We start from the raw sequence: 26,482 nt of genomic DNA on the forward strand, positions 1-26,482 counted from the left end.
CAATGGACAGGCAGATCAAGGGAATCCTGGGCACCAAGCTCGGCATGACCCAGGTTTGGGACGAGAACGGCCGCGCCGTGCCCGTCACTGTGGTGCAGGCCGGACCGAACGTGGTCACCCAGGTTCGCAAGCCCGATGTCGACGGCTACTCGGCCGTGCAGCTGGGCTTCGGCGACATCAAACTCAAGAACGTGACCAAGCCGCTCCAGGGCCACTTCGAGAAGGCCGGCGTCGCTCCGCGTCGCCACCTCGTCGAACTGCGCACCTCGGACGCCGCCGACTACGACCTCGGCCAGACCGTCGAAGCGACGATCTTCGAATCCGGTCAGCTCGTGGACGTCACCGGCACCACCAAGGGCAAGGGCTTCGCCGGCGTCATGAAGCGCCACGGCTTCGGCGGTCTCCCCGCCAGCCACGGTGCGCACAAGGTCCACCGCGCCCCCGGTTCGATCGGTGGCTGCGCCACTCCGGGCCGCGTCTTCAAGGGCATGCGCATGGCCGGCCGGATGGGCCACGCCCGTCACACCACGCAGAACCTGCGCATCCAGGCGGTCGACGCCGAGCGCGGTCTGCTGCTCATCGTGGGCGCCATCCCCGGGCCGAAGAACGGCCTGGTGCTCGTCCGCACGGCAGTCAAGCAGGTGGCATAACCATGAGCCTCGAAATCAACGTCAAGAACGCCTCTGGCGCTGAGACCGGGAAGACCATCGAGCTCCCGGCGTCGATCTTCGACGTCGAGCCGAACATCCCGCTCATGCACCAGGTCGTCACGGCGCAGCTGGCCGCCGCCCGCACGGGCTCGGCCAAGACCAAGACCCGCGCGGAGGTCCGCGGCGGCGGCAAGAAGCCGTACCGCCAGAAGGGCACCGGTCGCGCCCGCCAGGGCTCGATCCGCGCGCCGCAGTTCACCGGCGGCGGCGTCGTCCACGGCCCGCAGCCGCGGTCGTTCGCCGAGCGGACCCCCAAGAAGATGAAGGCCGCCGCTCTCGCGGGTGCCCTCACCGACCGGGTCCGCGGTGACAACGTGCACGTCATCGACGCCTTCATCGAGGGCGACGAGCCCAAGCTGAAGACCGCGCGGGCCGCTCTGGCCGCGATCACCGAGTCCTCCAAGGTCCTGGTGGTGCTGACGCGCGACGAGCAGACCGCGGCCCTGAGCCTGCGGAACCTGCCCGAGGTGCACCTGCTCGACTGGGGCCAGGTCAACACCTACGACGTGCTCAACAACGAGGACATCGTGTTCAGCGAGGCCGCCATCGAGGCGTTCATCGCTGACCGGACTGAGCAGGAGGTCGCGGCGTGAGCGAAGTGACCGTCGCCGACCCGCGCGACATCATCATCAAGCCGGTCATCTCGGAGAAGACCTACACCCTCCTCGGCGAGGGCAAGTACACCTTCGAGGTCGACCCGCGCGCCAACAAGAGCCACATCAAGATCGCCGTCAAGCAGATCTTCAACGTGGACGTCAAGAGCGTCAACACCCTGAACCGGTCGGGCAAGCGCAAGCGCACCCGCACCGGCTGGGGTCAGCGCAAGAGTGTCAAGCACGCGATCATCACCGTGGAAGGCGACCCCGGTCGCCTGGGTGAGATCTTCGGCGGACAGATCTCGTAGGAGCAAGAAGCATGGCTATTCGCAAGTACAAGCCGACGACGCCCGGGCGTCGTGGCTCGAGCGTCTCCGACTTCGCCGAGATCACCCGTTCGACCCCCGAGAAGTCGCTGCTCCGCCCGATCTCCAAGACCGGCGGCCGCAACAACTCGGGCAAGATCTCGACCCGTCACCGCGGCGGCGGCCACAAGCGCCGTTACCGCGTGATCGACTTCCGTCGCCACGACAAGGACGGCATCCCCGCCAAGGTCGCGCACATCGAGTACGACCCGAACCGCACGGCGAACATCGCCCTCCTGCACTACGCGGACGGCGAGAAGCGCTACATCCTGGCCCCCAAGGGCATCAAGCAGGGTGACGTGATCGAGAACGGCCCGGAGGCCGACATCAAGCCCGGCAACTCGCTGGAGCTGCGTCACATCCCGGTCGGTACCACGGTCCACGCGGTGGAGCTCAAGCCGGGCGGCGGCGCCGCCCTCGGCCGCTCCGCGGGCGCCTCGATCCAGCTCCTCGCCCGTGAAGGCAAGTACGCGCACCTGCGCATGCCGTCCGGCGAGATCCGCCTGGTCCAGGTGACCTGCCGCGCCTCCATCGGCGAGGTCGGCAACGCCGAGCAGGGCAACATCAACTGGGGCAAGGCCGGCCGCATGCGCTGGAAGGGCTGGCGCCCGACCGTCCGCGGTGTCGTCATGAACCCGGTCGACCACCCGCACGGTGGTGGTGAAGGCCGTACGTCCGGTGGTCGCCACCCGGTGAACCCGCAGGGCAAGCCCGAGGGCCGCACCCGCAAGCGCAACCACCCGAACGACCGGCTCATCGTCCGTCGTCGCAACGTCAACCGGAAGCGAGGGAAGTAGTCCATGGCTCGCAGCCTCAAGAAGGGCCCGTTCATCGACGACCACCTGCAGAAGAAGGTGGACGTTGCGATCGAGACCAAGAGCAAGAACGTCATCAAGACGTGGTCGCGCCGCTCGACGATCACCCCGGACTTCATCGGGCTGACCTTCGGCGTGCACGACGGTCGCAAGCACGTTCCGGTCTACGTCACGGAGAACATGGTCGGGCACAAGCTCGGCGAGTTCGCTCCCACCCGCACGTTCCGCGGGCACGAGAAGGACGACCGGAAGAGCCGTCGCCGCTAGGCCACGGGCTATGAGAAACGAACGAAGGATTTAGAACGATGGCAACAGTGGAGCAGGAGGCTCCGAAGGCGCGCGCGGTGGCGCGGTACGTCCGCGTAGCTCCCCGCAAGGCGCGCCGCGTCGTCGACCTCGTGCGTGGTCTGCCCGTGGACGAGGCCTTGACGACTCTCGAGTTCGCGCCCTTCAGCGCGGCCGAGATCGTCTACAAGGTCATCGCGTCGGCTCAGGCGAACGCCGAGAACAACCTCGGTCTGGACCCGGAGTCGCTCCTGGTGTCCGAGATCAAGGTCGACGAGGGCCCGACCATGCGCCGGTACCGTCCGCGCGCCCACGGTCGCGCCTACCGGATCAACAAGCGCACCAGCCACATCACCGTGGTGGTCGAGTCGGTCCAGGCCAAGCAGTCCGCTTCTCCCTCGGTTCGCCGGCCCAAGGCCGCCGCGCCGAAGCCGGTGGAAGCCGACGTGAAGTCCGAGAACGCTGAGAAGGAGGAGACCGCCTAATGGGTCAGAAAATCCACCCGCACGGGTACCGCCTCGGCATCAGCGCCGACTGGACGTCGCGTTGGTACGCCGACAAGGAGTACGCCGACTACGTCGGGGAAGACGTCAAGATCCGCCAGCTCATGACCAAGGGTCTCGAGCGCGCCGGCATCAGCAAGGTCGACATCGAGCGCACCCGCGAGCGGGTCCGCGTCGACATCCACACCGCCCGCCCGGGCATCGTCATCGGCCGCAAGGGCGCCGAGGCCGATCGTCTGCGCGGCAACCTGGAGAAGCTGACCGGCAAGCAGGTCCAGCTGAACATCATCGAGGTCAAGAACCCCGACATCGATGCGCAGCTCGTCGCCCAGGGCGTCGCGGAGCAGCTGTCCAGCCGTGTCAACTTCCGTCGCGCGATGCGCAAGGCCATTCAGTCGGCCATGCGCAACCCGACCGTGAAGGGCATCAAGGTGCAGTGCTCGGGCCGCCTCGGCGGCGCCGAGATGAGCCGTTCCGAGCAGTACCGCGAGGGCCAGGTCCCGCTGCACACGCTGCGCGCGAACATCGACTACGGCCTGTTCGAGGCCGCCACGACCTTCGGCCGCATCGGCGTGAAGGTGTGGATCTACAAGGGTGAGGCCACGCTCAAGGAGCAGGCCGAGCAGGTGCAGCGTCGCCGGGACTCCGGTCCCGACCGCGGCGGCCGTGGTGGCCGCGGCGGAGCCGGCGCCGCCCGTGGCGGACGCGGCCGTGGCGGCCGTGGCGCCGCTCAGCCTGCCGAGGCCGCCGTCGCCGCGCCCGCCGCTGAGACCGAGAAGCAGGAGGGCTAAGCGACATGCTCATGCCACGGAAACCGCCGCGCGGTTACCGGAAGCCTCACGCTCCGAAGCGCAAGGGCAAGGCCACTCGCGGCACGAAGGTCTCCTTCGGCGAGTACGGCATCCAGGCGCTGGAGCACAGCTACGTGACCAACCGGCAGATCGAGTCCGCTCGTATCGCCATGACCCGCCACATCAAGCGTGGCGGCAAGGTCTGGATCACGATCTTCCCGGACCGTGCGATCACGAAGAAGCCGGCCGAGACCCGTCAGGGTTCCGGTAAGGGTTCGCCCGAGTTCTGGGTGGCCAACGTCAAGCCCGGCCGCGTCATGTTCGAGCTGTCGTACCCGACCGAGGAGATCGCCCACGAGGCGCTCCAGCGGGCGATCCACAAGCTCCCGATGAAGTGCCGCATCGTCTCTCGTGAAGGGGCAGGTGAGTAGTCATGGCTACTGGTATCGACACCGGTGAGCTGCGCGAGCTCAACGACAAGGAACTCCAGGCGAAGCTCGTGGAGAAGAAGGAAGAGCTGTTCAACCTGCGGGTCCGCAACGCGACGGGCCAGCTGGAGAACAACCACGAGCTCAGTCTGGTCCGCAAGGAGATCGCGCGGATCTACACCGTCATGAACGAGCGCCGGCTGGGCCTCAGCGCCGCGCCGGAGGAGGTTGAGAAGTGAGCGAGGAAACTCAGACTCGCGGCCGGCGCAAGGTGCTTGAGGGCATGGTCGTCGGCGACAAGATGGACAAGACCGCTGTCGTCGAGGTCGAAGACCGCAAGAAGCACCCGCTGTACGGCAAGGTCATCAGGTCCAACAAGAAGTACAAGGCTCACGACGAGAACAACGAGGCCGGGATCGGCGACCGCGTCTCCATCATGGAGACCCGCCCGCTGTCCAAGACCAAGCGTTGGCGCATCGTCGAGATCCTCGAGAAGGCGAAGTAGGAGGATCGGGACGTGATTCAGCAAGAGTCGCGGCTCAAGGTCGCCGACAACACCGGTGCGCGGGAGATCCTGTGCATCCGTGTCCTCGGCGGCTCCGGCCGACGCTACGCCGGTATCGGCGACACGATCGTGGCCTCCGTCAAGGACGCCAACCCGGGTGCCGGGGTGAAGAAGGGTGACGTCGTCAAGGCGGTCATCGTTCGCACGGTCAAGGAGACGCGCCGTCCCGACGGCACGTACATCAAGTTCGACGAGAACGCCGCCGTCCTCGTCAAGGACGGCGAACCGCGAGGGACCCGTATCTTCGGGCCGGTCGCCCGCGAGCTGCGCGACAAGCAGTTCATGAAGATCATCTCCCTCGCACCGGAGGTGCTGTAAGAGATGAAGATCAAGAAGGGCGACCGAGTCCGCGTCATCGCCGGCAAGGACAAGGGTGCCGAGGGACTGGTGCTGGAGGCGTACCCCGACCGCGAGCGCGTGCTCGTCGAGGGCGTCAACCGCATCACCAAGCACACCAAGGCCGGGCAGACCGCGCGCGGTTCGAGGACCGGTGGCATCGTGGTGCAGGAAGCCGCGATCCACGTCTCGAACGTGCAGGTCCTGGACGCCGACAACCAGCCCACCCGCGTGGGCTACCGGTTCGGCGACGACGGCCGCAAGGTCCGTGTTTCGAAGCGGACGGGTAAGGACCTGTAATGACCGACGTTGCAGAGAAGGTGCAGCCCCGCCTCAAGGAGACTTACCGCTCCGAGATCCGGCCGGCGCTGCAGGACCAGTTCAAGTACGTCAACATCCACCAGATCCCCGGTCTGACGAAGATCGTGGTGAACATGGGTGTCGGCGAGGCCGCTCGCGACTCGAAGCTCATCAACGGCGCGCTCGAGGACCTGACCACCATCACCGGTCAGAAGCCCCTCGTCCGCCGGGCGAAGAAGTCGATCGCGCAGTTCAAGCTGCGCGAGGGCCAGGCGATCGGCGCGAAGGTGACCCTCCGCGGCGACCGCATGTGGGAGTTCCTCGACCGCCTCCTGGCGATCGCGCTGCCGCGCATCCGCGACTTCCGCGGTCTCTCGGACCAGCAGTTCGACGGCAACGGGAACTACACCTTCGGTCTCACCGAGCAGAGCGTGTTCCCCGAGATCGACCAGGACAAGATCGACCGGGTTCGCGGTATGGACATCACGTTGGTGACCACCGCGAAGACCGACGACGAAGGCCGGGCGTTCCTGAAGCTGCTCGGCTTCCCGTTCAAGGAGAACGACTAATGGCGAAGAAAGCCCTCATCGCGAAGGCCAAGCGGAAGCCGAAGTTCGCCGTGCGCGCCTACACCCGCTGCCAGAAGTGCGGCCGGCCGAAGGCCGTCTACCGCAAGTTCGGCCTGTGCCGCGTCTGCGTGCGCGACATGGCCCACGCGGGTGAACTCCCGGGCGTCCACAAGGCCTCCTGGTAATCCCAGGCCTATAGCTCCGATCGCCACAGGCCCCGCCATGGTTCACAAGGCGGGGAACCGGGGTGAGAAAGGTACACAACGCAAATGACAATGACCGACCCGATCGCAGACATGCTGACCCGTCTGCGGAACGCCAACCAGGCGTACCACGACCAGCTCACGATGCCGCACTCCAAGATGAAGGCTTCCATCGCGGAAGTCCTCAAGCAGGAGGGCTACATCGCCGAGTGGCGCGTCGAGGACCCTGAAGAGGGCAAAGTCGGCAAGACCTTGGTCATCGACCTGAAGTTCGGCGAGCGCCGCGAGCGGTCCCTGGCGGGCCTGCGCCGCGTCTCCAAGCCGGGCCTGCGGGTCTACGCCAAGTCCACTGAGCTGCCGCGCGTCCTCGGCGGCCTGGGTGTGGCCATCGTGTCCACGTCCCAGGGCCTGCTGACGGACCGTCAGGCTCGCAAGCGCGGCGTGGGCGGCGAAGTCATCGCCTACGTCTGGTAGCAGGAGGGTATAAGCATGTCCCGCATTGGGAAGCAGCCGATTCTGGTGCCCTCCGGCGTCGACGTCAAGATCGACGGTGCGACGGTGACCGTGAAGGGCCCCAAGGGCCAGCTCAGCATCGAGCTGCCCGAGCCGATCGGCATCGAGAAGAACGAGGACGGGTCCGTCTCGGTCACCCGTCCCAACGACGAGCGCAAGTCCCGGGCCCTCCACGGCCTGGCGCGGAGCCTCGTCAACAACCTGGTCGTCGGCGTCTCGGAGGGCTACAAGAAGTCCCTCGAGATCAACGGCACCGGTTACCGGGCCGTCGCCAAGGGCAAGGGCGTGGAGATGAGCCTCGGCTTCTCCCACACCATCCAGGTGGACGCCCCGGAGGGCATCTCGTTCACGGTCGAGAAGCCGACCCTGCTGCACGTCGAGGGTATCGACAAGCAGCTCGTCGGCCAGGTCGCGTCGAACATCCGCCGACTGCGTCCGCCGGAGCCCTACAAGGGCAAGGGCGTGAAGTACGTCGACGAGCGCATCCGCCGCAAGGCCGGTAAGGCAGGTAAGTAATGGCTAGCAAACTCGAAAACCGCCGCCCCTCCGGGTCGGTGTCCGAGCGCCGCCGGATCGGCAAGAACCGCCGCCACTTCCGCGGCCGCAAGAAGATCACGGGCACGGCCGCTCAGCCGCGTCTCGCGGTCTTCCGGTCCTCGAAGCACATCGTGGCCCAGGTCATCGACGACGTGACGGGCCACACGCTGGCCGCCGCGTCGACGGTGGAGCCCGGCCTGCGCGCCTTCGAGGGCGACAAGACCGCGAAGTCCAAGGAAGTCGGTCGGCTCGTCGCCGAGCGCGCCAAGGCCGCGGGCGTCGAAGCGGTCGTGTTCGACCGCGGCGGTGTCAAGTACCACGGCCGCGTCGCGGCCCTGGCCGACGCCGCCCGTGAGAACGGCCTGAAGTTCTAAGTTCTTGGAACGGCTTGTGAAGCCGGGTGGAGCGAAAGCTCCACCCGGCTTTTCGCGTCCCCGCGAACGATGCGCGCGACACGCCGCCGAAGCTAGAATGTCATCACTGACACCTGGTATTACCTACCCTGGGGAGGTGACAACAATGGGAATGCTCATGAACACCAAAGGCCAGGTCACCGTGCCGGCCGACATCCGAAACCGCCACGACTGGCACCCTGGGGACGAGTTCGAGTTCGTCGAGGTCGACGGAGAGGTGGTGCTCCGACCGCTACCCGTGGCGGAGACCCGCGGCCAGCGGTTCGTCCGAGGCCTCTCCGGACGCGGGACCGCGGACATGGACAAGACCACCGATGAGCTGATGGAGATGCTGCGCGGTGAGTGAGCCGGTTTGGACGCTCGTCGACAGCAACATCTGGCTCGACGTCTTCGGCAAGGGCTCCGAGTGGAAGACGTGGTCAGAGCAGGCGCTCGCATCCGTCTACGACGACGGACCCGTATGCATCAACGCGCTCATCTACGCTGAGATCTCGGTCCGGTTCGAGGCGGTCGAGGACATTGAAGCCCTGCTTCCTCCCGACCTCGTGGTCCGGGAGCCGATCCCGTTCTCGGCGGCGTTCCTGGCAGGGAAGGCGTTCAAGCTCTACCGCCAGCGCGGCGGCGCGAAGTACGCCCCCCTTCCCGACTTCTACATCGGCGCTCACGCGATGGTCCGCGGTTATCGCCTGCTCACGCGGGATGCCGGTCGCTTCAACACCTACTTTCCGAAGCTGGAGCTGATCAGCCCGGAGTAGGCTTACTCGCTTGAAGCCGACGGGGAGGAGCATCCGCTCCTCCCCGGCTTTCGCCGTTTTCGGTGTGATTTGCGCGGATCTCCACGCGGGTCGGGTCGACGGAGTGGCGGTTCTGCGTCAGGATGGGCGGGTGCGTTCCCCGAAGCTCTCCCGCAAGACCGTGCTCGTCTCGAGTGTCGCCGGGGCCTTCGCGGTCGTCGGCGGCGGCGCCGTGATCGCCGAGGCGGCCTCGCGGCGGGGCGAGGACGAACCCGAGGAGCCCGCGGTGACGCCTGACTGGGTCGAGGAGCGGCTGGCGTCGATGTCCCTCACGGACAAGGTGGGCCAGTTGTTCGTCGTGTACGTGCACGGGGAGTCGGCCGATACCGACCAGGTCGACGCGGTCGCCTCGAACCGGCAGCGCCTCGGCGAGGACAACGGTGCGGCGTTCGTGGCCGCCTACAAGCCGGGCGGGATCATCTACTTCGATTGGGCCAACGGCCTGTCCGATCCTGACCAGATCGCCGCGCTCTCGGCGGGCCTGCAGGAGGCCGCGGAGACGCCGCTGTTCATCGCCACGGACCAGGAGTACGGGACCGTGGTGCGGATCGGGGCGCCCGCGACGCAGTTTCCCGGGGCGATGCCGCTGGGCGCGACCCGGGACGCCGAGGCCGCGGGCCGGGCGGCCGAGGCGGCGGCCGTGGAGCTGCGGGCGATGGGCCTCAACCTGAACTTCGCGCCCGACGCGGACGTGAACGTGGACCCCGCGAACCCGGTGATCGGGGTGCGGTCCTTCAGCTCCGACCCCGCGCTCGTCGCCGAGTTCACGACCGCGCAGGTGGGCGGCTACCAGGCCGGGGGCGTGGCGGTGTCCGCCAAGCACTTCCCGGGCCACGGCGACACCGGCACGGACAGCCACCTGGGGCTGCCGGTCATCACGCACACCGCCGAGGAGTGGGAGCGGATCGACGCCCCGCCGTTCACGGCCGCGATCGCGGCCGGGACCGACATGGTCATGAGCGGTCACCTGCAGTTCCCGGCCCTCGACGAGTCGCTGCGGCCGGCCACGCTCTCGGCGCCGATCCTCACGGGCCTGCTGCGCGAGCGGCTCGGCTTCGACGGCGTGATCGTCACCGACTCCCTCGAGATGGAGGGGGTCCGCACCGAGTTCGGGGACGAGCGGGTGCCGGTGCTGGCGCTGCAGGCCGGGGTGGACCTGCTGCTGATGCCGCCGAACTTCCCGCTCGCGCACCAGGCGGTGCTCGACGCGGTCGAGGCGGGGGAGTTGACCGAGGAGCGCATCGACGCCTCGGTGCGCCGGATCCTCGCGCTCAAACTCGCGCGCGGCATCGTCGACGGCCGAGCCGGTCAGCAGACGAGCGTGGTCGGCTCGGACGAGCACCACCGTGTCGCCGCCGACATCGCCGACCGCTCGATCACACTATTGGCCAACGACGGGACGCTGCCGCTCGCGGCCGGGAAGGTCCTGGTGACCGGTTGGGGCGAGAACACCACCGCCCGGCTCACCGAATCCCTCAACGCCGAAGGGCTGCAAGCGGCAACGCTGCTCACCGGCGAAGCCCCGGACGCCGAACAGATCAAGGCCGCCGTCGCCGCGGCCGCGGGCCGCGACCTCGTCGTGGTCGCCACTTACCAGGTGGAAGCCGGTGGCGCGCAGGCGAACCTCGTGGCCGAACTGCTGAAGGCGAACGCCCGGGTCGTCACCGCCGCCGTCGGCACGCCCTACGACGCCGCGCGCCTGCCCGTGGTGAACGCGAGCCTGGCGACCTACTCGTACACCGCTGCTTCCCTTGCGTCCCTGGCGAAGGTGATCTCCGGCGCGCTCAATCCGAGCGGCACCCTCCCGGTCGACGTGCCGGGCCCGGACGGCGCGATCGCGTACGCCCTCGGGCACGGCCTGCACTACACGTAGCCGTTCACGCGCCCGTAGTAGAAAGTTATTTTCACACGCTTGACTCCCTGTGGAACTTATCTCCATACTGGGTGCCGGGTGCAAAACCGTGCACTCCCCCCAATCCACTGATCTCCTCACAAGCAGGGAGTAATAGTGAAGCCTTCCCCTACCCTCAAGCGACCCCGCCGCGGCCTCCGCGCCGCCGTCGTCCTCTTCACGGCCGCGGTGCTCACCGCCGCCGGACTCGCCGTCGCGAGCCCGGCGCAGGCGCAGACCCGTATCGCCGGGATCGACGTCTCCAACTACCAGGGCGCCATCAACTGGACCTCGGTCCGGAACTCCGGCGTCCAGTGGGCCTACATCAAGGCCACCGAGGGCACCACCTACAAGGACCCGCGGTTCAACACGAACTACCCGGCCGCGCACGCCGCCGGCGTCATCCGCGGCGCGTACCACTTCGCCCGGCCCAACTCCTCGAGCGGCACCGCCCAGGCGGACTACTTCGCCAGCAACGGCGGCGCGTGGTCGGCCGACGGCCTGACCCTGCCCGGCGCGGTCGACCTCGAGGCCCCGCCCTCGGGCGCGGCCTGCTACGGCCTCACCACCACGCAGATGCGCACCTGGATCACCGACTTCTACAACCGGTACAAAACCCGCACCGGCCGCGACGTGGTCATCTACACGACCGCCTCGTGGTGGAACACCTGCACCGGCTCGTGGACCGGCATGGCCTCCAAGAGCCCGCTGTGGATCGCGCACTGGGGCGCCGCGGCCCCGACGCTCCCGGCCGGCTGGAGCAGCACGACCTGGACGTTCTGGCAGTACACCGCGACCGGTTCGGTCCCGGGGATCTCCGGCAACGTCGACCGCGACCACTTCAACGGCGCGAGGGACCGCCTCATCGCCCTCGCCAACAACACTTAAACCGCACCAGTGCAAGGCGGGGGTCCACAAGGCCCCCGCCTTCGTCGTGCTCAGGCCCGCTGGCGTCCCGACACGGCCGCGGCGGTCGCGGCGAGGGCCTTCGCGGTCCGCTTGCGCTGCTTGGCCGCTACGCCCACGAAGAGGCAGTCGACGACCATGAGTTGGGCGATGCGGCTGACCGTGGCCCCGGAGCGGAACGTGGTCTCGCGGGCGGCCGTGGTGAGGACCAGGTCGGCGGCCTTCGCCAGCGGGGACCGCGCGTGGTTGGTGATGGCGATCGTGGTCGCCTCGCGGTCGCGGGCGGACTCCAGGAACTCGACGGTCTCGGTGGTGGCGCCCGAGTGGGAGATCGCGACGGCGACGTCCTTCGGGCCGGCGAGCGCGGTGGCGACGAGCGCGGCGTGCACGTCGGGCCAGGAGTACGCGGTGGCGCCTATGCGGTGGAGCTTCTTGACGAGGTCGGCGGCGACGATTCCGGAGGCCTCGACGCCGAAGACGTCGATGCGGCCCGCGCCAGAGAGGGCGGCGACGGCGGCTTCGCAGGCGGCCGTGTCGAGGGCGGCGGCGGTGTCGGTGATCGCGCCCATATCGGCGTAGCTGACCGTGGCGATGATGCGGGACATGTCGGCGCCCGTGGGGATGTCGCCGCCCGCGATCTCGCGGTCCGGGCCCTCCCCGGTGCCGATGACGGCCTGCGCGGCCCGCATGCGAAGCTCTCGGTGCCCGGAGAGGCCGAGGGAGCGGCAGAACCGCACCACGGTGGCCTCGGAGGTGCCCGCGGCGCGGGCGAGTTCGGTGATCGTGCGGGTCGAGGCGGCCTCGGGTTCGCGGATGATCTCTTGGGCGACCTTGGTCTCCGCCTTCGAGAGCGAGGGCAGGACGGATTTGATGAGCACCAGGAGGTTGGGCGTGTCGGTGCGGCTGGCAGGCATGACGAGACCTTACACCTGCGGGGGACTCGGGAAGGTGCGGCGCGATTCTTCATTTCCAGGCAGATGGATGAAAATTCACTTCATTGCGCTAGGCTCGCAACTGTGAGTGAGACGACCGAGCGCCTGAAGGCGCGCACGCAGCTGGCGGCCTTGGCGACCGAGCAGGCCGACCCCCGCTACGCCGAGATCGAGCGGCTCTCGACCCTCGACTTGGCGCGCACCATGAACGAGGCGGACGCGAGCGTCCCGGCCGCGGTCGCCGCGGTGCTCCCGGAAGTGGCCGCCGCGATCGACGCCGTGGCCGACCGGCTCGCGAAGGGCGGGCGGCTGCGGTACGTGGGGGCCGGGACGGCCGGGCGGATGGCGGTCATGGACGCGGCCGAGTGCCCGCCGACGTTCTCCACCGACCCTGAACTGGTGAAGGCGATCATCGCGGGCGGCAAGGCCGCCGAAGGCGGTGCGGTGGAAGGGACCGAGGACGACGCGGCCGCCGGGGCCGCGGCGATGGCCGCCGAGCGCATCGGCCCGGAGGACGCGGTGGTGGGTCTGGCGGCGAGCGGCCGGACGCCGTTCGTGGTGGCGGCGGTCGAGGAGGCGCGGCGGCGCGGGGCGCTCACCGTGGGGCTCTCGTGCAACCGCGACACGCGCCTGTCGGCGGCGGCCGAGCACCGCATCGAGGTCGAGGTCGGGCCCGAGGTCGTGGCGGGGTCGACGCGGCTGAAGTCGGGGACCGCGCAGAAGTTCGTGCTCAACATGATCTCGACGATCTCGATGGTGCGCTTGGGGAAGGTCTACCGGAACTACATGGTGGACATGCGGGTCGCGAACTCGAAGCTGGCGGCGCGCGCGGTGCGGATGATCCGCGAGATCACCGGCGCCGACGCCGAGGCGGCGGAGACCGCCCTGGCGGCGTCCGGCGAGCACGTCAAGACCGCGGTGGTCATGCTCGAGCTCGGAGTCGATGCGGCAGCAGCGAAAGCGAAACTGGAGGCGGCCGAGGGGCGTCTATCGGGGGCGCTGGGCGCGGTTTGAGCGCAAGGGTGGTCTGTCTGGGCGGCGATTCGGAGCCGCCCCCGAATCGAGTGTCGCACCTGGGTGCGACACTCGATTCGCGTGAGACGATTTCGCCCTAGCGCCAGGCGAGTTGGCGGTGGAGGCGGACTCGTGCTTCGGGGTCCGTGACGAAGGCGCTGGCGGCCATCCAGGCCGCTCCGATGGCCGGGTCGGTGGCCTTGCTGATGCCGGCCTTGGGGTAGACGAGGCGGAACCGCTCTTGGAGGAGCGCCGCGATGGGGGTCGGGCGGGTCAGGAGGCTGCCGGCCATGACGATCGGGAGTTCGCGGTCGACGACGTAGGACACCGATTCGGCGAGGTGCCCGACGGCGCGCGCGACGATCGACTCGGCGACCGGGTCGCCGCCGTCCGCGGCCTCGCACACGAGCGCGGAGAAGCGCGAGAGCCGCACCGGCGGGTCCGCCATGCACTTGGCCACCAACGCACCTGAGCGGCGCTTGTCCGGCGCGATCGCGGCGATGATGGCTTCGACGAGGCGTCCGCCGGGGCCGTTGCCGTCGATGTGCCGCAGGGCGGCGCGCACCGCCTCGCGGCCGAGCCAGAAACCCGAGCCCGCGTCGCCGAAGAGCCAGCCGTAGCCGTCCGAGCGCAGCGCCGGGGTGCGGTCGCGGATCGCGAACGCCACCGCGCCCGTTCCTGAGACCACGACCGTGCCGTCAGGCGCGGACGAGCCGGCCGCGAAAGCGATCACCGCGTCCGAGACGACCTCGACCTCGCAGTCGGTCGCGAAGCGCCGTTTCAGGTCCGCGGAGAGCTCGCGTACCTCTTCGGTGAGCGAGAGTGCGCCCGCGGTGCCGACGCAGACCGCGCCGACCTCGGCCGGGTCGATGCCGCCCAGCGCCCGCTGGAACGCCAAGGCCATGTTGGACAGCGCGATCTCCCGGTCGCCGCCGACCGGATTGGCCGGTCCTGACGCGCCGGTGCCGAGCACCGCGCCGCTTTCGTCGATGAGAACGGCGCGGCTGCTGGTCCCGCCGGCGTCAAGGCCGACGGCGAGTCTTGCGTGCATGTGGGGTCCCCGCTCCTTGCGATACCAGCAGTATCCGCCTTCGGTGCAAACCAGTAAAAATAATTCTCATGAACTTGACACGAGTGTGGCATAGGTAATAGTTTTTCTTGCATCCACCTCCCGAAGGGGATGCCAATGGAGCAAACCAGCCCAGAAGCCCCCGTCGCGGCCGGCGTCCTCGCACGGATCCGCCACGGCGCAGCCGAACTGTCCGAAGCCATGTCGAAAGTGGCCGACCAAGTACTGGCCGACCCCGAAGCCGCTGCGCGAGCCACCATCATGGACCTCGCCGAGCTCTCCGGTACCTCCCCGGGGACCATCACACGATTCTGCCGTCATCTCGGATATGACGGTTACGCCGCCCTCAGGGTTGCAATCGCGACCGAAACAGGTCGCGCCTCCGCCCGCCGCGAGACCGGATGGGACGTCAACATCGGGCAGGAGATAGCCCCCTCCGACCCCCTCGAGCAGGTCCTCAAGCAGCTCATCACCATCGACGCCGCGATGCTCCGCGACACCGTCGACACCCTCGACCTCACCGCCGTCGAACGCGTCGCCGCTAGCGTCTGCGACGCCCGCCGCGTCGACGTCTACGGCGTCGGCACCAGTGCGATCGTCGCCCGCGAACTCCAGATGGGCTTCTACCGCACCGGCGTCGCCGCCTGGGTGTGGACGGAGGTCCACGACGCCCTCGCCAGCGCCGCCCTCCTCGGCGACGGCGACGTCGCCTTCGCCGTCTCCCTCTCAGGCTCCACCGCCGAAGTGATCGAGATGCTCTCCGAGGCCGACAGCCGCGGCGCCCTCACCGTCGCCCTCACCGGCGACGGCGACTCCGCGCTCGCCGAGATCGCCGACATCTGCCTCGTCTCGGCCACCACCCGCACCGGCCACCGCGCCGACCTGCTCGCCTCCCGGCATTCCGCGCTGCTCGTCGCCGACCTCGTCCACATCGCGGTCGCGCAGCGGCGCTTCCCTGCAGCGCTCGAGGCCTTGGAGTCCCGGGCCCGAGCCGTGGTCGGCCACCGGCCGGCCCGACAACGGAACGGGGCGAGCTGACCCTCCCGCCGTCCACCAGCGGTCCTGCCCACCCTGCTACCCCTTGAAGGAGCGACCCATGAGGAACACTGCAGCCGACAAGCAACCGATATTCAACCGCCGCAACCTGTTCGGCGCCACCGCAGCCGGACTCGCCGCCTCCTCGCTGGCGGCCTGCGCCACCAGCGGCAGCGACGACGAGGGCGGCGAGGTCACCGTGGGGGAGGACGCCGAGAACCCCTTCGGCGTCGACCCCAAGGCCCCCTTGGACGTCGTCATCTTCGACGGCGGCTTCGGCAACGAGTACGCCGTCGCCCACCAGGAGATCTACAAGCGCGCCTTCCCCGACGCCGAGATCACCCACCTGGCCACGCAGGCCATCGCCGAGACCCAGCAGCCGCGCTTCGCCGAAGGCAAGCCCGCCGACGTCCTCGACAACTCCGGCGCCCAGCAGATCCCCATGGACGCCCTCGTCGGCGACGGCGAGCTCGCCGAGCTCACCCCGCTGCTCGACGCCCCCTCCTACGACGACCCGGAACTCACCGTCCGCGACACCCTCCGCGAGGGCGTGCTCGAAGCGGGCACCTTCAACGGCAAGGTCTTCGCCCTCAACTACGTGTTCAACGCCTGGACGATCTGGTACGACGCCAAGCTCTTCCGCGACCAGGGCTGGACCCCGCCGACCACGTGGGACGAGATGATCGCCCTCTGCCCCACCATCAAGGCCGCCGGGATCGCGCCGTGGACCTACGCCGGCCAGCACCCCGTCTACCTCTACGACATGTTCCTCATGCTCGCCGGCCGCCACGGCGGCGTCCAGGTCCTCAAGGACATCGACAACCTCAAGGCGGGCGCCTGGGAGCACGAGTCGGTGGCGCTGGCGGCCGAGGCGATGCACAGCATCGGCGCGTCAGGGTTCCTCCTCGAGGGCAGCGCGGGCATCGACCACATCCAGTCGCAGACGGCCTTCAACAACAACGAGGCCGCGTTCCTGCCGTGCGGGTCCTGGCTCCCCAACGAGCAGAAGGCGATCGCGCCCGCCGACTTCGAGTACGCCCCGATGGGCGTGCCCGCGCTGGCCGGCAGCGTCCAGCCCGGGCTCATCAGCGCGGGCGGCGACGAGCCGTTCGTGGTGCCCAAGAACGCGACCAACCTCGCCGGCGCGTACGAGTACCTGCGGATCATGCTCTCCAAGGAGGGCTCGCAGATCTTCGGCGACACCGTGCAGGCCGCCACCGTCGTCAAGGGCGTCGCGCTCGACAACGAGGCCGCCAAGATGACCGACGCGCTGGTGTCCAATCCGGACGACATGTTCCAGCCGCAGTTCCGGTACTGGTACACGAAGATGAACGAGGAGGTGCGGCCCGCGCTCGGCCAGCTCATCAACGCCGAGTCGACGCCCGAGGAGTTCCTCCAGCGGATGCAGGCCGTCGCGGACGAGACCGCCGCCGACGACACCATCGAGAAGTTCACCCACGAGGACTAGTCGAACGCGAGAGGAGGGCCTGGGCTGTGAAGCACGGCAGGTACCCGTTCATCCTGAGCTTCCTGGCGCTGCCGGTGGGGCTGTACGCCTGGCTGGTGATCCTGCCGTTCGCCCAGGCCTTCCAGATCTCCCTGACCGACTGGTCGGGGTCGTCGAACTCGTTCGAGTACATCGGGTTCGACAACTACGCGAACCTGTTCAAGGACGAGCGGCTGGTGCTGCCGGCCTTGCGGCACACGGGGATCATCCTGGTGGTGCTGCCGCTCGTGACGATCGCGCTGGGCCTGTTCTTCGCGTTCATGCTCAACCTCGGCGGCCGGGTCCGCCGGGGCCGCATCGAAGGCGTGCGCGGGGCCCGGTTCCACAAGGTCGTCTACTTCTTCCCGCAGGTGCTGTCGGTGGCGATCATCGGCATCCTGTGGAAGCAGGTGTATGCGCCCGAGAACTTCGGCGGGCTCATCACCGGGGCGCTGACCGCGGTGGGGCTCCCGGCCCCGGTCAACGGGTTCCTGGCCGACACGCGGTTCGTGCTCGCGGCCGTGATCGGCGTGCTCGTGTGGAGCGCGGTCGGCTTCTACCTGGTGTTCTTCTCGTCGGCGATGGCGTCGATCCCGCGCGACCTCTACGAGGCGGCCGTGATCGACGGGGCCGGGCGCGGCCCGATGTTCTTCCGGATCACGCTGCCGCTGCTGTGGGACTCGGTGCAGACGGCGTGGATCTACCTCTCGATCGTCGCCCTCGACGTGTTCGTCCTCATCTACATGATGACGCCCGAGCGCGGCGGCCCCGACGCGGCGAGCGAAGTGGTCGGCGGCGTCATCTGGAAGTACGCGTTCAACCACGGCGAGCAGGCGTTCGCGTCGGCGCTGGGCGTGGTCCTGTTCTTCGCCGCCCTGTCCTTGGCGGTCGTGTCGCTGCGGTTCGGCCGCCGCGAGCGGATCGAGTTCTGAGGAGCGACATGGCAACCGACACCGCCCCCGGCAGCACCGCCGAAGGCGAGGCCTCCACGGAGGCCCCGACCGCGCGGACCCCGCAGCGCGCCCCGCGCCCCGAAGGGAACGTGCTCAACGTCTTCTCCCACGGCTTCCTGTGGCTGTGGGCGCTCATGGTGATCGTCCCCGTGGTCTGGATCGTCATGTCCTCCTTCAAGACCACGCGGGAGATCGCCTCCGATCCGCTGGGCCTGCCGGCGGCGCCGCACTGGGCGAACTACCTGAACGCCTGGACGAACGGCAACATCGGCGGCTACTTCCTCAACACCGTGACCGTGCTGGTCTTCAGCGTCACCGGCACGATGCTCCTGGGCGCCATGGCCGCGTATGTGCTGGCGCGCTACGAGTTCCCCGGGAACCGCGTCGTGTACTTCGGGTTCGCCGCCGGGATGATGTTCCCGGTGTTCCTGGCCCTGTTCCCGCTGTTCAAGACCCTGCAGAACGTGTCGCTGCTGAACACGTACACCGGCCTGGTGATCGTGTACATCGCGTACTCGCTGCCGTTCACGGTCTTCTTCCTGACCGCGTTCTTCCGAACGCTCCCCACGGGTGTGGCCGAGGCCGCGGTCGTCGACGGGGCCGGGCACTACCGCCTGTTCTTCCAGGTCATGCTGCCCATGGCCAAGCCCGGGCTGGTGGCGATCACGATCTTCAACGTCATCGGCCAGTGGAACCAGTTCCTGCTGCCGCTGGTGCTCCTGGGCCGCAACCCCGACGACGCGATGATCTCCCAGGGCCTGGCCAACCTCGCGCTGCGCCAAGGCTACGAAGGGGACTCGGGCGCGCTGTTCGCCGGGACCGTGCTCGCCATGATCCCGATCTTCATCGCGTACGTGCTCTTCCAGCGCCAGATCCAGGCCGGCCTCACCGCGGGGGCCATCAAGTAGCACTCACCCGCACCGGTCGTGCGTCGCCCCAGCGCACGCTGCGAATCGACGGCTCGCGAGCTTCGCCGAAAGGAGTTAATCAACGGGTTTGTCGAAGGGTGTTTACAAGGGTTCGAATCTGTGGAAATATCGAAATGATTCGATCACGCCCTTTCCCTTGGGGCGCCCGCGAAGGAGACGACGATGTCAACAAGGAAGCGGTTCGGCGCCCTCGCCGCCGCGACGGCCCTCGTGACCACGGCCCTCGGCCTGGCCGCCCCGGCCCCCGCCACGGCGGCGCCGGTCGCGTTCGACAACGGCCAGACCATCACCGACACCGCAGGCAACCTCATGCACGCCCACGGCGGCGGGATGCTCAAGGTCGGCAACACCTACTACCTGGTCGGCGAGCAGCGCAACGGCTACCTGTTCGACCAGGTCAGCATGTACTCCTCCACCGACCTCGTGAACTGGACCTTCGAGAACGACATCCTCAGCGCCGAGTCCCACCCCGACCTCTCCCCGTCCAACATCGAGCGCCCCAAGGTCATCTACAACGCCAGCACCGGCAAGTACGTCCTCTGGGCCCACAAGGAGAACGGCGTCGACTACGGCGACGCCGAAGTGGCCGTCGCGGTCTCCGACACCGTCGACGGCGACTACACCTACCAGGGCTCCTTCCGGCCCGCCGGGTACGACTCCCGCGACATGACGCTCTTCGTCGACTCCGACGGCACCGGCTACCTCATCTCCGCCGCCGACGTGAACTACGACCTCAACGTCTACCGCCTCACCCCCGACTACCTCGCCATCGACGAGTTGGTCCACGTCTTCGACGGCTACCACCGCGAGGCCCCGGCCGTCTTCCAGCGCAACGGCGTCTACTTCCTCGTCACCTCCGGCGCGACCGGCTGGAACGCCAACCAGACCCAGTACGCCACCACCGCGAACTTCCCCGAAGGCGCCTGGTCCGGCTGGACCAACGCCGGGAACTCCACCACCTACGGCTCCCAGCCGACCTTCGTCACCACCGTGCAGGGCACGGCCGGGACCAGCTACCTCTACATGGGCGACCGCTGGGGCCCGCAATGGGGCGGCAAGCCCATGGACAGCGAGTACGTGTGGCTGCCCATCAGCTTCCCGAGCAACACCAGCATGACCCTCACCTGGTACTCCACCCTCAACATCGACGCCGCCGCGGGCACCATCCAGGGCGTCGTCGGCACCGAGGACGGCAGCCCTTACGGCACCAAGTTCGTCAACGCCGCCTCCGGCCGCTGCATCGACGTGCCCGCGGGCTCGTCCACCGACGGCACCAAGCTCATCCAGTACGACTGCTGGAACGGCGCGCCCCAGGCCTTCACCTTCGACCCCGTCTACCCCGGCTCCAAGGTCGGCGCCGTCTCCAACACCGCCACCGGCAAGTGCTGGGACGTCCTCGACCAGTCCACCGCCGGCGGCGCGCCCGTCGGCCAATGGGGCTGCTGGGCCGGCGGCAACCAGCGCTTCTCCCTGCGCGCCTCGGCCAACGGCAACTACGCCATCGTCGCCCAGCACTCCGGGCTGTGCCTCCAGCCCGCCTCCACCGCCAACAGCGCCGCCATCGTGCAGGCCGCCTGCAACGGCTCCACGAGCCAGCAATGGGACGTGACCGGCCTCTAGCGCCCGCCTCATACTGGGACCGCCGCCGGCCTCATGCGCTGCTCTGGCGGCGGTCCCGCTGTGTCCCCGGCCTCAGCCCGACCCCGCCGTTCGCCGAACAACCCCTGACCAGGCATAATCGAGAGGTTGCGCCCTGGGCGCGGCTCCTCCGGGTCTCGAATCCGGAAATTCCATGCGAGTCAGCCTGATTTCGGGCTGGCGTTGAGCGAACGAAAGGAATCAGTCTCGTGGCTGATCAACAGCAAGCTGCCGCCGGCGGCCGGGACGGCGGCGGCGACCGCCGCGGCGGTCGCGGCGGGCGCGGTGGACGCGAGGGCGGTCGCGGTCGCGACCGCGCCGAGAAGTCCCCGCACGTCGAGCGCGTAGTCACCATCAACCGCGTGGCCAAGGTCGTCAAGGGCGGCCGCCGCTTCGCCTTCACCGCCCTCGTGGTGGTCGGCGACGGTGACGGCAACGTCGGCGTCGGCTACGGCAAGGCCAAGGAAGTTCCCGCCGCCATCGCCAAGGGCGTTGAAGAGGCGAAGAAGAACTTCTTCAAGGTCCCCCGCATCGGCGGCACCATCCCGCACGAGGTCTTCGGCGAGGACGCGGCCGGCCGCGTGCTCCTGAAGCCCGCCTCCGCGGGTACCGGTGTCATCGCGGGCGGCCCCGTGCGCGCCGTCCTCGAATGCGCCGGCGTCCACGACGTCCTGTCGAAGTCCCTGGGCTCCTCGAACGCGATCAACATCGTCCACGCGACGGTGGCCGCGCTCAAGGGCCTCGAATCCCCGGAGGCCGTCGCGGCCCGCCGCGGCATGGCGCTCGAGGACATCGCTCCTCAGGGCCTGCTGCGCGCCCGCGCCGAGGCCGCCGCGGCCGCGAAGGCTTAGGGGTACTCGACATGGCACGTTTGAAGATCACCCAGCACAAGTCGGTCATCGGTGAGAAGCCGAAGGCCCGTGCGACCATCCAGACGCTCGGCCTGCGCAAGATCGGCCAGACCGTCTACAAAGAGGACCTCCCGCAGTACCGCGGCATGGTCCACCGTGTCCGTCACCTGGTCGACGTCGAGGAGGTCGAGTAGTCATGGCTATCCGCATTCATGACCTGCAGCCCGCCCCCGGCGCCAAGACCGCCAAGACCCGCGTCGGTCGCGGTGAGGGCTCCAAGGGCAAGACGGCCGGTCGCGGCACCAAGGGCACCAAGGCCCGCAAGACCGTGCCGGCCGGGTTCGAGGGCGGCCAGCAGCCGCTCCAGATCCGCCTGCCGAAGCTCAAGGGCTTCAAGCCGCACAACAAGCTCGTCTACACCGTGGTCAACCTCGATCGCCTCGCGGAGCTCTTCCCCGAGGGCGGCCAGGTCGGCCCCGAGCAGCTGATCGAGGTGGGTGTCCTCAACAAGAAGGAGCTCATCAAGGTCCTCGGCTCCGGCGAGCTCGAAGGCGTCAAGCTGGACGTGAAGGCCCACGCCTTCTCCGCTTCCGCCGTCACCAAGATCGCCGCCGCCGGTGGCTCGGCCACCGTGGTGGACAAGAAGACCGGCGAGGCCCTGGACGCTTAAGTCCCAGGCGCGAGCCGTTCGAACACCAGATCCGCGAAACGGGTCGGAGGGAACTCCGGCCCGTTTCGTCGTAATGAATGCCGAATACTCTGCGTCCGAATGCGCCTGCTAGGCTCCCATGGCGAGCACCACCGTCTTCCTCGGGCGAGTGACGCTCCCGCTACGAACTACACACGCCCACTGGTTACGAAAGGCGTTGCCCCGCAACGCCTAGGGCCCCGCCAGGGGGTCTTGTTCAGGAGGAACCGCATTGCTCTCCGCCTTCATCAGCGCGTTTCGGACCCCCGATCTGCGCAAGAAGATCCTGTTCACCTTGATGATCATCGGACTGTATCGTCTTGGTGCGCAGATGCCGAGTCCCGGCGTGGACTATGCGGCAGTGCAGACCTGCCTCAACATGCAGCCCAACGATGAGGCCGGCGTCTTCGGGCTCCTGAACCTCTTCACCGGTGGAGCGCTCCTCCAGCTCTCGGTCTTCGCGCTCGGCGTCATGCCGTACATCACCGCGTCGATCATCATGCAGCTGTTGACGGTCGTGATCCCCAGGCTCGAGCAGCTCCGCAAGGAGGGCCAGCCGGGCCAGGTCAAGATCACCCAGTACACCCGGTACCTGACGCTGGGCCTCGCCCTGCTCCAGGCCTCCGGCTACATCGCGCTGGCGCGCTCGGGCATCCTGTTCCAGGCCGAGTGCCCGACCCCGATCCTGCCGGACCTGTCCGACTCGGAAGCGAACATCCCCTACTGGATGACCGTCATCGTCGTCGTGGCCGTCATGGTCGCGGGCACCGCGATCATCATGTGGTTCGGCGAGCAGATCACCGAGCGCGGCGTCGGCAACGGCATGAGCCTCCTCATCTTCGCCTCGATCGCGGCGCAGATGCCGGGCCAGTTCTGGTCCCTGCAGAAGTCCGAGGGCTGGTTCATGTTCAGCGTGATCATCGGGCTCTGCATCGCGATCATGGTCGCGGTCATCTTCATCGAGCAGTCGCAGCGGCGCATCCCGGTGCAGTACGCCAAGAAGATGGTCGGCCGCCGGATGTACGGCGGCACCTCGACCTACATCCCGCTCAAGGTCAACCAGGCCGGCGTCGTGCCCGTCATCTTCGGCTCCTCGCTGCTGTACATCCCGACGCTGTTCCGCCAGCTCAACCAGAACAGCGACTCCGAGTGGGTCGGCTTCATCGACCGCTACCTGCTGAACCAGGGCTCGTGGGTGTACATCACGCTGTACGCGTTCCTGATCATCTTCTTCACGTACTTCTACGTCTCGATCACCTTCAAGGTCGACGACGTCGCCGAGAACATGAAGAAGGCCGGCGGGTTCATCCCCGGCGTGCGCCCCGGCAAGCCCACCGCGACCTACTTGCAGCGAGTCCTGTCACGCCTGACCTTCCCGGGCTCGCTTTACCTGGCCGCGATCGCTATCCTTCCCAATCTGGCCATCATCGCGTTCGGTAACCAGCAGCTGTTCGCACAGTTCGCGTTCGGCGGTACTTCGGTGCTGATCATGGTGGGCGTCGGCCTGGAGTCGGTCAAGCAGATCGAGTCCCAGCTGATGCAGCGCCACTACGAGGGCTTCCTCCGCTGACGTAGGAAAACCTTCATAGGGACGACACGGGAGGAACAACTGTGCGACTGGTACTCGTAGGCCCGCCCGGGGCCGGCAAGGGCACCCAGGCGGAGATCATCGCCGAGCGGCTCGGCATCCCCAAGATCTCGACCGGCGACATCTTCCGCGCCAACGTCTCCGGCGGCACCCCGCTCGGCCTCAAGGCCAAGGAGTACATGGACGCCGGGAACCTCGTGCCCGACGAGGTCACCAACGAGATGGTGGCCGACCGGCTGGCCGAGGACGACGCCAAGGCGGGCTTCCTGCTCGACGGCTACCCCCGCAACACCGAGCAGGCCAAGGTCCTCGACCGGGTCCTCGAAGCGGCGGGCGCCACGCTGGACCTGGCCCTGGAGCTGGTCGCCAGTGACGACGAGGTCGTGCGCCGCCTGTCGGGCCGCCGCGTCTCGAAGTCGACCGGCAAGGTCTACCACCTGGAGTTCGACCCGCCCGCGGACCCCGACTCCGACGACCTTTACCAGCGCACGGACGACCAGCCCGAGACGATCAAGAACCGTCTCAAGGTCTACGCCGAGCAGACCGCGCCGCTCGTGGGCTACTACGAGGAGCAGGGCAAGCTCGTGCGCATCGACGCGATCGGCGAGGTCGCCGAGATCACCGAGCGCGCCCTGAACGCCATCGGCGCCGCGGAATAGCCGCCGTGTTCCGCCGTCGCCAGCACATCCAGTACAAGACGCCCGAGCAGATCCGCAAGATGCGCAAGGCCGGCCTCGTCGTGGCCGAGGTGCACCAGGCCATGCGCGAATCGGCCGGCCCGGGCGTGACGACGGCGGAACTCGACCGCATCGCCGAGCACGTCATCCGCGACTGCGGTGCCGTGCCCTCCTTCAAGGGCTACGACATCGGCAACGGCCCCTACCCGGGCTCGATCTGCTCGTCGGTGAACGAGCAGGTCGTCCACGCGATCCCCTCGGAGGACGCGGTCCTCAAGGAGGGCGACCTCCTCTCGGTCGACGTCGGCGCGATCGTCGACGGCTGGCACGGGGACGCGGCGATCACCATCGAGATCGGCCAGGTCGCCCCCGAGCTGACGGCTCTGCGCGAGGCCTGCGAGGCCGCCATGTGGGCCGGGATCAAGGCCGCGGGCACCGCCAAGCGCCTCGGCGGGATCTCCCACGCCATCGAGCACTCCGTGGAGCACTCGGGCGAATACGGGATCGTCACGGGCTTCGGCGGGCACGGCATCGGCACCGAGATGCACCAGGACCCGCACATCCTCAACTACGGCCGCCCCAGCGAGGGCCCGAAGCTGCGCCCGGGCATGGCCCTCGCGATCGAGCCGATGCTCACGCTCGGCTCGGAGGACACCGCGGAGCTGGCCGACGGCTGGACGATCGTCACGGACGACGGCTCGGTCGCCGCGCACGTCGAGCACACCATCGCCCTGTGCGAGGACGGCGTCTGGGTCCTCACGGCCCCTGACGGCGGCGTCGAACAGCTGGGCGATGCGGCCGCGAGCGCGGCTCGCGCCGAATAGGACCCCGGTGCCATAATTGGCTTCGTGACCGAAGACCAAGGCAAGCTGCGCATCTCCAACGCCGACCGCGACAAGGCGATCGCGCAGCTGCAGGCCGCCCTCGACGAGGGCCGCATCGACCTCGCCGAGTTCGATGAGCGCGCCAAGACCGCCTACGAGGCGAAGACGAACGCCGAACTCGACCTCATCTTCGAGGACCTTCCCGGCGGCCGCCCCAAGACGGGCGAGGTCGTCCCGTCCGAGCAGGCCGGGCCGCCCGCCCCGGGCGTACACGGCCACATGCACGGCGGCCGGCCCTGGATCCACCGGTTCCCGGCCCTGCGCGGTCTCATCACCGTCGGCGGCATCACCACCGCGATCTGGGTCGCCACGTGGATCGGCACCGGTGAACCGACGTACTTCTGGCCGATCTGGCCGATCCTCGGCCTCGGCATCGCCACCGTCATGCAGTTCGTGAACGGCGGCTGGGGCGGCGACGACGACGGTGACGACGAGGACGAGCGCCGGCGGCGCGACCGCCGCCGCGGCGACCGCTACTGACCGGACCCCCTTGCCCCCCAATACAAGGAGCACCCCCATGTCCTCCCTCGAACGCTTCGGCGGCGACAACGAGATGCGGATCGGCAACGCCGAGCGAGCCTCCCTGACCGAGATCCTGCGCTCCGCCGTGGACCAGGGCTACATCGACCTCGACGAGTACGAGAAACGCGTCGACACCCTCATGGCGGCGAAGACCGTCGGGGAGACCGAGGTCGTCCTCGCGGACCTGCCGGCCTATCAGCGCGTCCTGCAGGCCCAGGCCGACGCGTTCGCGCCCGACAAGCTGGGGACCCCCGAGTGGATCAAGTGGCTGTGGGCGGGCGTCTCGATCCCGATCGGCATCGTCACCGGCGTGTGGGCGTTCGTGTTCTTCCTGTCGGGCAGCCACCAGTACTTCTGGCCGGTGTGGGTGGCGATCCCGCTGGGGGTCGTGGCCACGGTGCTCACGATCGCCGAGCGGACCATCATCCGCCCGGGGGAGGAGCGCAAACGCCGCGAGCGGTTGCGCCGCAAGCGAAACTGATAGCGGTGGTGCTACGGCCGGTGCCACGGCGCCGGCATGTCGCACCGGACCCGGGCTACGAAAAAAGGCTCTGTGAACGGCTGAACACCTGCTCACAGAGCCTTCTTGCCTGGGGTGACCGACGGGGCTTGAACCCGCGACCTCCTGGACCACAACCAGGTGCTCTACCAGCTGAGCTACGACCACCAAGACCGGTTCCGCCGGGAAACCCGGGG

General features: G+C 68.4%; 37 protein-coding genes and 1 tRNA gene. 35 read left to right on the forward strand and 3 right to left on the reverse strand.

The window, feature by feature from the left end; translation table 11 throughout:
• Positions 1-2 precede the first annotated feature (2 nt).
• The 21 genes from rplC (at position 3) to J5V16_RS11145 (ending at position 11,502) form a co-directional block, all read left to right on the forward strand.
• Positions 3-650, forward strand: a complete 648-nt coding sequence (gene rplC, locus J5V16_RS11045) for a 50S ribosomal protein L3 (RefSeq protein WP_208496276.1) — start codon at positions 3-5, stop codon at positions 648-650.
• Positions 651-652: 2 nt separating this feature from the next.
• A complete protein-coding gene (rplD, locus tag J5V16_RS11050) occupies positions 653-1,303 on the forward strand; it encodes a 50S ribosomal protein L4 (RefSeq protein WP_208496277.1) in 651 nt (216 codons plus the stop codon).
• Complete coding sequence (gene rplW / locus J5V16_RS11055) at positions 1,300-1,614, forward strand: 50S ribosomal protein L23 (RefSeq protein ID WP_208496278.1); 315 nt, start codon at positions 1,300-1,302, stop codon at positions 1,612-1,614. Before rplD ends, rplW begins: the two co-directional genes overlap by 4 nt.
• Positions 1,615-1,625: 11 nt before the next feature.
• Positions 1,626-2,468, forward strand: coding sequence for a 50S ribosomal protein L2 (gene rplB, locus J5V16_RS11060; RefSeq protein ID WP_208496279.1), 843 nt, complete (start codon positions 1,626-1,628; stop codon positions 2,466-2,468).
• A gap of 3 nt (positions 2,469-2,471) precedes the next feature.
• Positions 2,472-2,753, forward strand: a complete 282-nt coding sequence (gene rpsS / locus J5V16_RS11065) for a 30S ribosomal protein S19 (protein ID WP_208496280.1) — start codon at positions 2,472-2,474, stop codon at positions 2,751-2,753.
• A 38-nt stretch (positions 2,754-2,791) separates the two neighbouring features.
• A complete protein-coding gene (gene rplV / locus J5V16_RS11070) occupies positions 2,792-3,256 on the forward strand; it encodes a 50S ribosomal protein L22 (protein ID WP_208496281.1) in 465 nt (154 codons plus the stop codon).
• Entirely contained in the window at positions 3,256-4,065 is an 810-nt protein-coding gene (rpsC, locus tag J5V16_RS11075) for a 30S ribosomal protein S3 (protein ID WP_208496282.1), read from the forward strand. The genes rplV and rpsC overlap by 1 nt, the downstream gene beginning before the upstream one ends.
• A 5-nt stretch (positions 4,066-4,070) precedes the next feature.
• Positions 4,071-4,496: a 50S ribosomal protein L16 gene (gene rplP, locus J5V16_RS11080; protein WP_136528409.1), complete on the forward strand. Its 426-nt coding sequence runs from the start codon at positions 4,071-4,073 to the stop codon at positions 4,494-4,496.
• A 2-nt stretch (positions 4,497-4,498) separates the two neighbouring features.
• Positions 4,499-4,732 carry a 50S ribosomal protein L29 gene (gene rpmC, locus J5V16_RS11085; protein WP_208496283.1) on the forward strand — a complete coding sequence of 78 codons (234 nt, stop codon included), beginning with the start codon at positions 4,499-4,501 and terminating at the stop codon, positions 4,730-4,732.
• Positions 4,729-4,998, forward strand: coding sequence for a 30S ribosomal protein S17 (rpsQ, locus tag J5V16_RS11090; RefSeq protein WP_208496284.1), 270 nt, complete (start codon positions 4,729-4,731; stop codon positions 4,996-4,998). Before rpmC ends, rpsQ begins: the two co-directional genes overlap by 4 nt.
• Before the next feature lie 12 nt (positions 4,999-5,010).
• Positions 5,011-5,376: a 50S ribosomal protein L14 gene (rplN, locus tag J5V16_RS11095; RefSeq protein WP_208496285.1), complete on the forward strand. Its 366-nt coding sequence runs from the start codon at positions 5,011-5,013 to the stop codon at positions 5,374-5,376.
• 3 nt (positions 5,377-5,379) lie between these two features.
• Positions 5,380-5,694, forward strand: a complete 315-nt coding sequence (rplX, locus tag J5V16_RS11100; RefSeq protein WP_208496286.1) for a 50S ribosomal protein L24 — start codon at positions 5,380-5,382, stop codon at positions 5,692-5,694.
• A complete protein-coding gene (rplE, locus tag J5V16_RS11105; protein WP_208496287.1) occupies positions 5,694-6,263 on the forward strand; it encodes a 50S ribosomal protein L5 in 570 nt (189 codons plus the stop codon). Before rplX ends, rplE begins: the two co-directional genes overlap by 1 nt.
• Positions 6,263-6,448 carry a type Z 30S ribosomal protein S14 gene (locus J5V16_RS11110; protein ID WP_030155111.1) on the forward strand — a complete coding sequence of 62 codons (186 nt, stop codon included), beginning with the start codon at positions 6,263-6,265 and terminating at the stop codon, positions 6,446-6,448. The genes rplE and J5V16_RS11110 overlap by 1 nt, the downstream gene beginning before the upstream one ends.
• A gap of 84 nt (positions 6,449-6,532) precedes the next feature.
• Positions 6,533-6,940, forward strand: a complete 408-nt coding sequence (rpsH, locus tag J5V16_RS11115) for a 30S ribosomal protein S8 (protein WP_208496288.1) — start codon at positions 6,533-6,535, stop codon at positions 6,938-6,940.
• A gap of 15 nt (positions 6,941-6,955) precedes the next feature.
• Complete coding sequence (rplF, locus tag J5V16_RS11120) at positions 6,956-7,495, forward strand: 50S ribosomal protein L6 (protein ID WP_208496289.1); 540 nt, start codon at positions 6,956-6,958, stop codon at positions 7,493-7,495.
• Entirely contained in the window at positions 7,495-7,890 is a 396-nt protein-coding gene (rplR, locus tag J5V16_RS11125; RefSeq protein WP_208496290.1) for a 50S ribosomal protein L18, read from the forward strand. The genes rplF and rplR overlap by 1 nt, the downstream gene beginning before the upstream one ends.
• Positions 7,891-8,035: 145 nt before the next feature.
• Positions 8,036-8,275, forward strand: a complete 240-nt coding sequence (locus J5V16_RS11130; RefSeq protein WP_243901089.1) for an AbrB/MazE/SpoVT family DNA-binding domain-containing protein — start codon at positions 8,036-8,038, stop codon at positions 8,273-8,275.
• Positions 8,268-8,684 carry a type II toxin-antitoxin system VapC family toxin gene (locus J5V16_RS11135; protein WP_208496292.1) on the forward strand — a complete coding sequence of 139 codons (417 nt, stop codon included), beginning with the start codon at positions 8,268-8,270 and terminating at the stop codon, positions 8,682-8,684. Before J5V16_RS11130 ends, J5V16_RS11135 begins: the two co-directional genes overlap by 8 nt.
• Before the next feature lie 130 nt (positions 8,685-8,814).
• Positions 8,815-10,596: a glycoside hydrolase family 3 protein gene (locus J5V16_RS11140; RefSeq protein WP_208496293.1), complete on the forward strand. Its 1,782-nt coding sequence runs from the start codon at positions 8,815-8,817 to the stop codon at positions 10,594-10,596.
• A 207-nt stretch (positions 10,597-10,803) separates the two neighbouring features.
• On the forward strand, positions 10,804-11,502 hold the full coding sequence (locus J5V16_RS11145; RefSeq protein ID WP_408612416.1) for a GH25 family lysozyme: 699 nt from the start codon (positions 10,804-10,806) through the stop codon (positions 11,500-11,502).
• Between the two features lie 50 nt (positions 11,503-11,552).
• Here J5V16_RS11145 and J5V16_RS11150 read toward each other — a convergent pair whose 3' ends face one another.
• Positions 11,553-12,434 carry a MurR/RpiR family transcriptional regulator gene (locus tag J5V16_RS11150; protein ID WP_208496295.1) on the reverse strand — a complete coding sequence of 294 codons (882 nt, stop codon included), beginning with the start codon at positions 12,432-12,434 and terminating at the stop codon, positions 11,553-11,555.
• Positions 12,435-12,536: 102 nt separating this feature from the next.
• On the opposite strand from J5V16_RS11150, the gene murQ reads away from it, so the two are divergent.
• A complete protein-coding gene (murQ, locus tag J5V16_RS11155; RefSeq protein ID WP_307792926.1) occupies positions 12,537-13,466 on the forward strand; it encodes an N-acetylmuramic acid 6-phosphate etherase in 930 nt (309 codons plus the stop codon).
• A 97-nt stretch (positions 13,467-13,563) separates the two neighbouring features.
• Here murQ and J5V16_RS11160 read toward each other — a convergent pair whose 3' ends face one another.
• Complete coding sequence (locus J5V16_RS11160; RefSeq protein WP_208496297.1) at positions 13,564-14,517, reverse strand: N-acetylglucosamine kinase; 954 nt, start codon at positions 14,515-14,517, stop codon at positions 13,564-13,566.
• A 135-nt stretch (positions 14,518-14,652) separates the two neighbouring features.
• On the opposite strand from J5V16_RS11160, the gene J5V16_RS11165 reads away from it, so the two are divergent.
• The 13 genes from J5V16_RS11165 to J5V16_RS11225 all read left to right on the forward strand — a co-directional run bounded on the left by J5V16_RS11165 (position 14,653) and on the right by J5V16_RS11225 (position 26,267).
• Positions 14,653-15,573, forward strand: a complete 921-nt coding sequence (locus J5V16_RS11165) for a MurR/RpiR family transcriptional regulator (RefSeq protein WP_208496298.1) — start codon at positions 14,653-14,655, stop codon at positions 15,571-15,573.
• 58 nt (positions 15,574-15,631) lie between these two features.
• Positions 15,632-17,038 carry an N-acetylglucosamine/diacetylchitobiose ABC transporter substrate-binding protein gene (ngcE, locus tag J5V16_RS11170; protein ID WP_208496299.1) on the forward strand — a complete coding sequence of 469 codons (1,407 nt, stop codon included), beginning with the start codon at positions 15,632-15,634 and terminating at the stop codon, positions 17,036-17,038.
• Between the two features lie 26 nt (positions 17,039-17,064).
• Positions 17,065-17,988 carry a carbohydrate ABC transporter permease gene (locus J5V16_RS11175; protein ID WP_208496300.1) on the forward strand — a complete coding sequence of 308 codons (924 nt, stop codon included), beginning with the start codon at positions 17,065-17,067 and terminating at the stop codon, positions 17,986-17,988.
• Positions 17,989-17,996: 8 nt separating this feature from the next.
• Positions 17,997-18,917 carry a carbohydrate ABC transporter permease gene (locus J5V16_RS11180; protein ID WP_208496301.1) on the forward strand — a complete coding sequence of 307 codons (921 nt, stop codon included), beginning with the start codon at positions 17,997-17,999 and terminating at the stop codon, positions 18,915-18,917.
• 183 nt (positions 18,918-19,100) lie between these two features.
• Positions 19,101-20,558: an RICIN domain-containing protein gene (locus tag J5V16_RS11185; RefSeq protein ID WP_208496302.1), complete on the forward strand. Its 1,458-nt coding sequence runs from the start codon at positions 19,101-19,103 to the stop codon at positions 20,556-20,558.
• 227 nt (positions 20,559-20,785) lie between these two features.
• Positions 20,786-21,427, forward strand: a complete 642-nt coding sequence (rpsE, locus tag J5V16_RS11190; RefSeq protein WP_205328637.1) for a 30S ribosomal protein S5 — start codon at positions 20,786-20,788, stop codon at positions 21,425-21,427.
• Positions 21,428-21,438: 11 nt separating this feature from the next.
• A complete protein-coding gene (rpmD, locus tag J5V16_RS11195; RefSeq protein WP_106361906.1) occupies positions 21,439-21,621 on the forward strand; it encodes a 50S ribosomal protein L30 in 183 nt (60 codons plus the stop codon).
• Between the two features lie 2 nt (positions 21,622-21,623).
• Positions 21,624-22,097, forward strand: coding sequence for a 50S ribosomal protein L15 (gene rplO, locus J5V16_RS11200; RefSeq protein ID WP_208496303.1), 474 nt, complete (start codon positions 21,624-21,626; stop codon positions 22,095-22,097).
• Between the two features lie 250 nt (positions 22,098-22,347).
• Complete coding sequence (secY, locus tag J5V16_RS11205; RefSeq protein WP_208496304.1) at positions 22,348-23,685, forward strand: preprotein translocase subunit SecY; 1,338 nt, start codon at positions 22,348-22,350, stop codon at positions 23,683-23,685.
• A 41-nt stretch (positions 23,686-23,726) separates the two neighbouring features.
• Positions 23,727-24,362, forward strand: a complete 636-nt coding sequence (locus J5V16_RS11210) for an adenylate kinase (protein ID WP_208496305.1) — start codon at positions 23,727-23,729, stop codon at positions 24,360-24,362.
• A gap of 5 nt (positions 24,363-24,367) precedes the next feature.
• Entirely contained in the window at positions 24,368-25,204 is an 837-nt protein-coding gene (gene map, locus J5V16_RS11215; protein WP_208496306.1) for a type I methionyl aminopeptidase, read from the forward strand.
• A gap of 24 nt (positions 25,205-25,228) precedes the next feature.
• A complete protein-coding gene (locus tag J5V16_RS11220) occupies positions 25,229-25,744 on the forward strand; it encodes a DUF1707 SHOCT-like domain-containing protein (RefSeq protein WP_208496307.1) in 516 nt (171 codons plus the stop codon).
• A 37-nt stretch (positions 25,745-25,781) separates the two neighbouring features.
• The gene (locus J5V16_RS11225; protein WP_208496308.1) at positions 25,782-26,267 is read left to right on the forward strand and encodes a DUF1707 SHOCT-like domain-containing protein; all 486 of its coding nucleotides are present in this window, start codon (positions 25,782-25,784) and stop codon (positions 26,265-26,267) included.
• A gap of 110 nt (positions 26,268-26,377) precedes the next feature.
• Here J5V16_RS11225 and J5V16_RS11230 read toward each other — a convergent pair.
• Positions 26,378-26,453 (reverse strand) — tRNA-His (locus J5V16_RS11230).
• Positions 26,454-26,482: the final 29 nt, after the last annotated feature.

This window comes from Glycomyces niveus, from assembly GCF_017592475.1.
Taxonomy (GTDB): domain Bacteria; phylum Actinomycetota; class Actinomycetes; order Mycobacteriales; family Micromonosporaceae; genus Glycomyces; species Glycomyces niveus.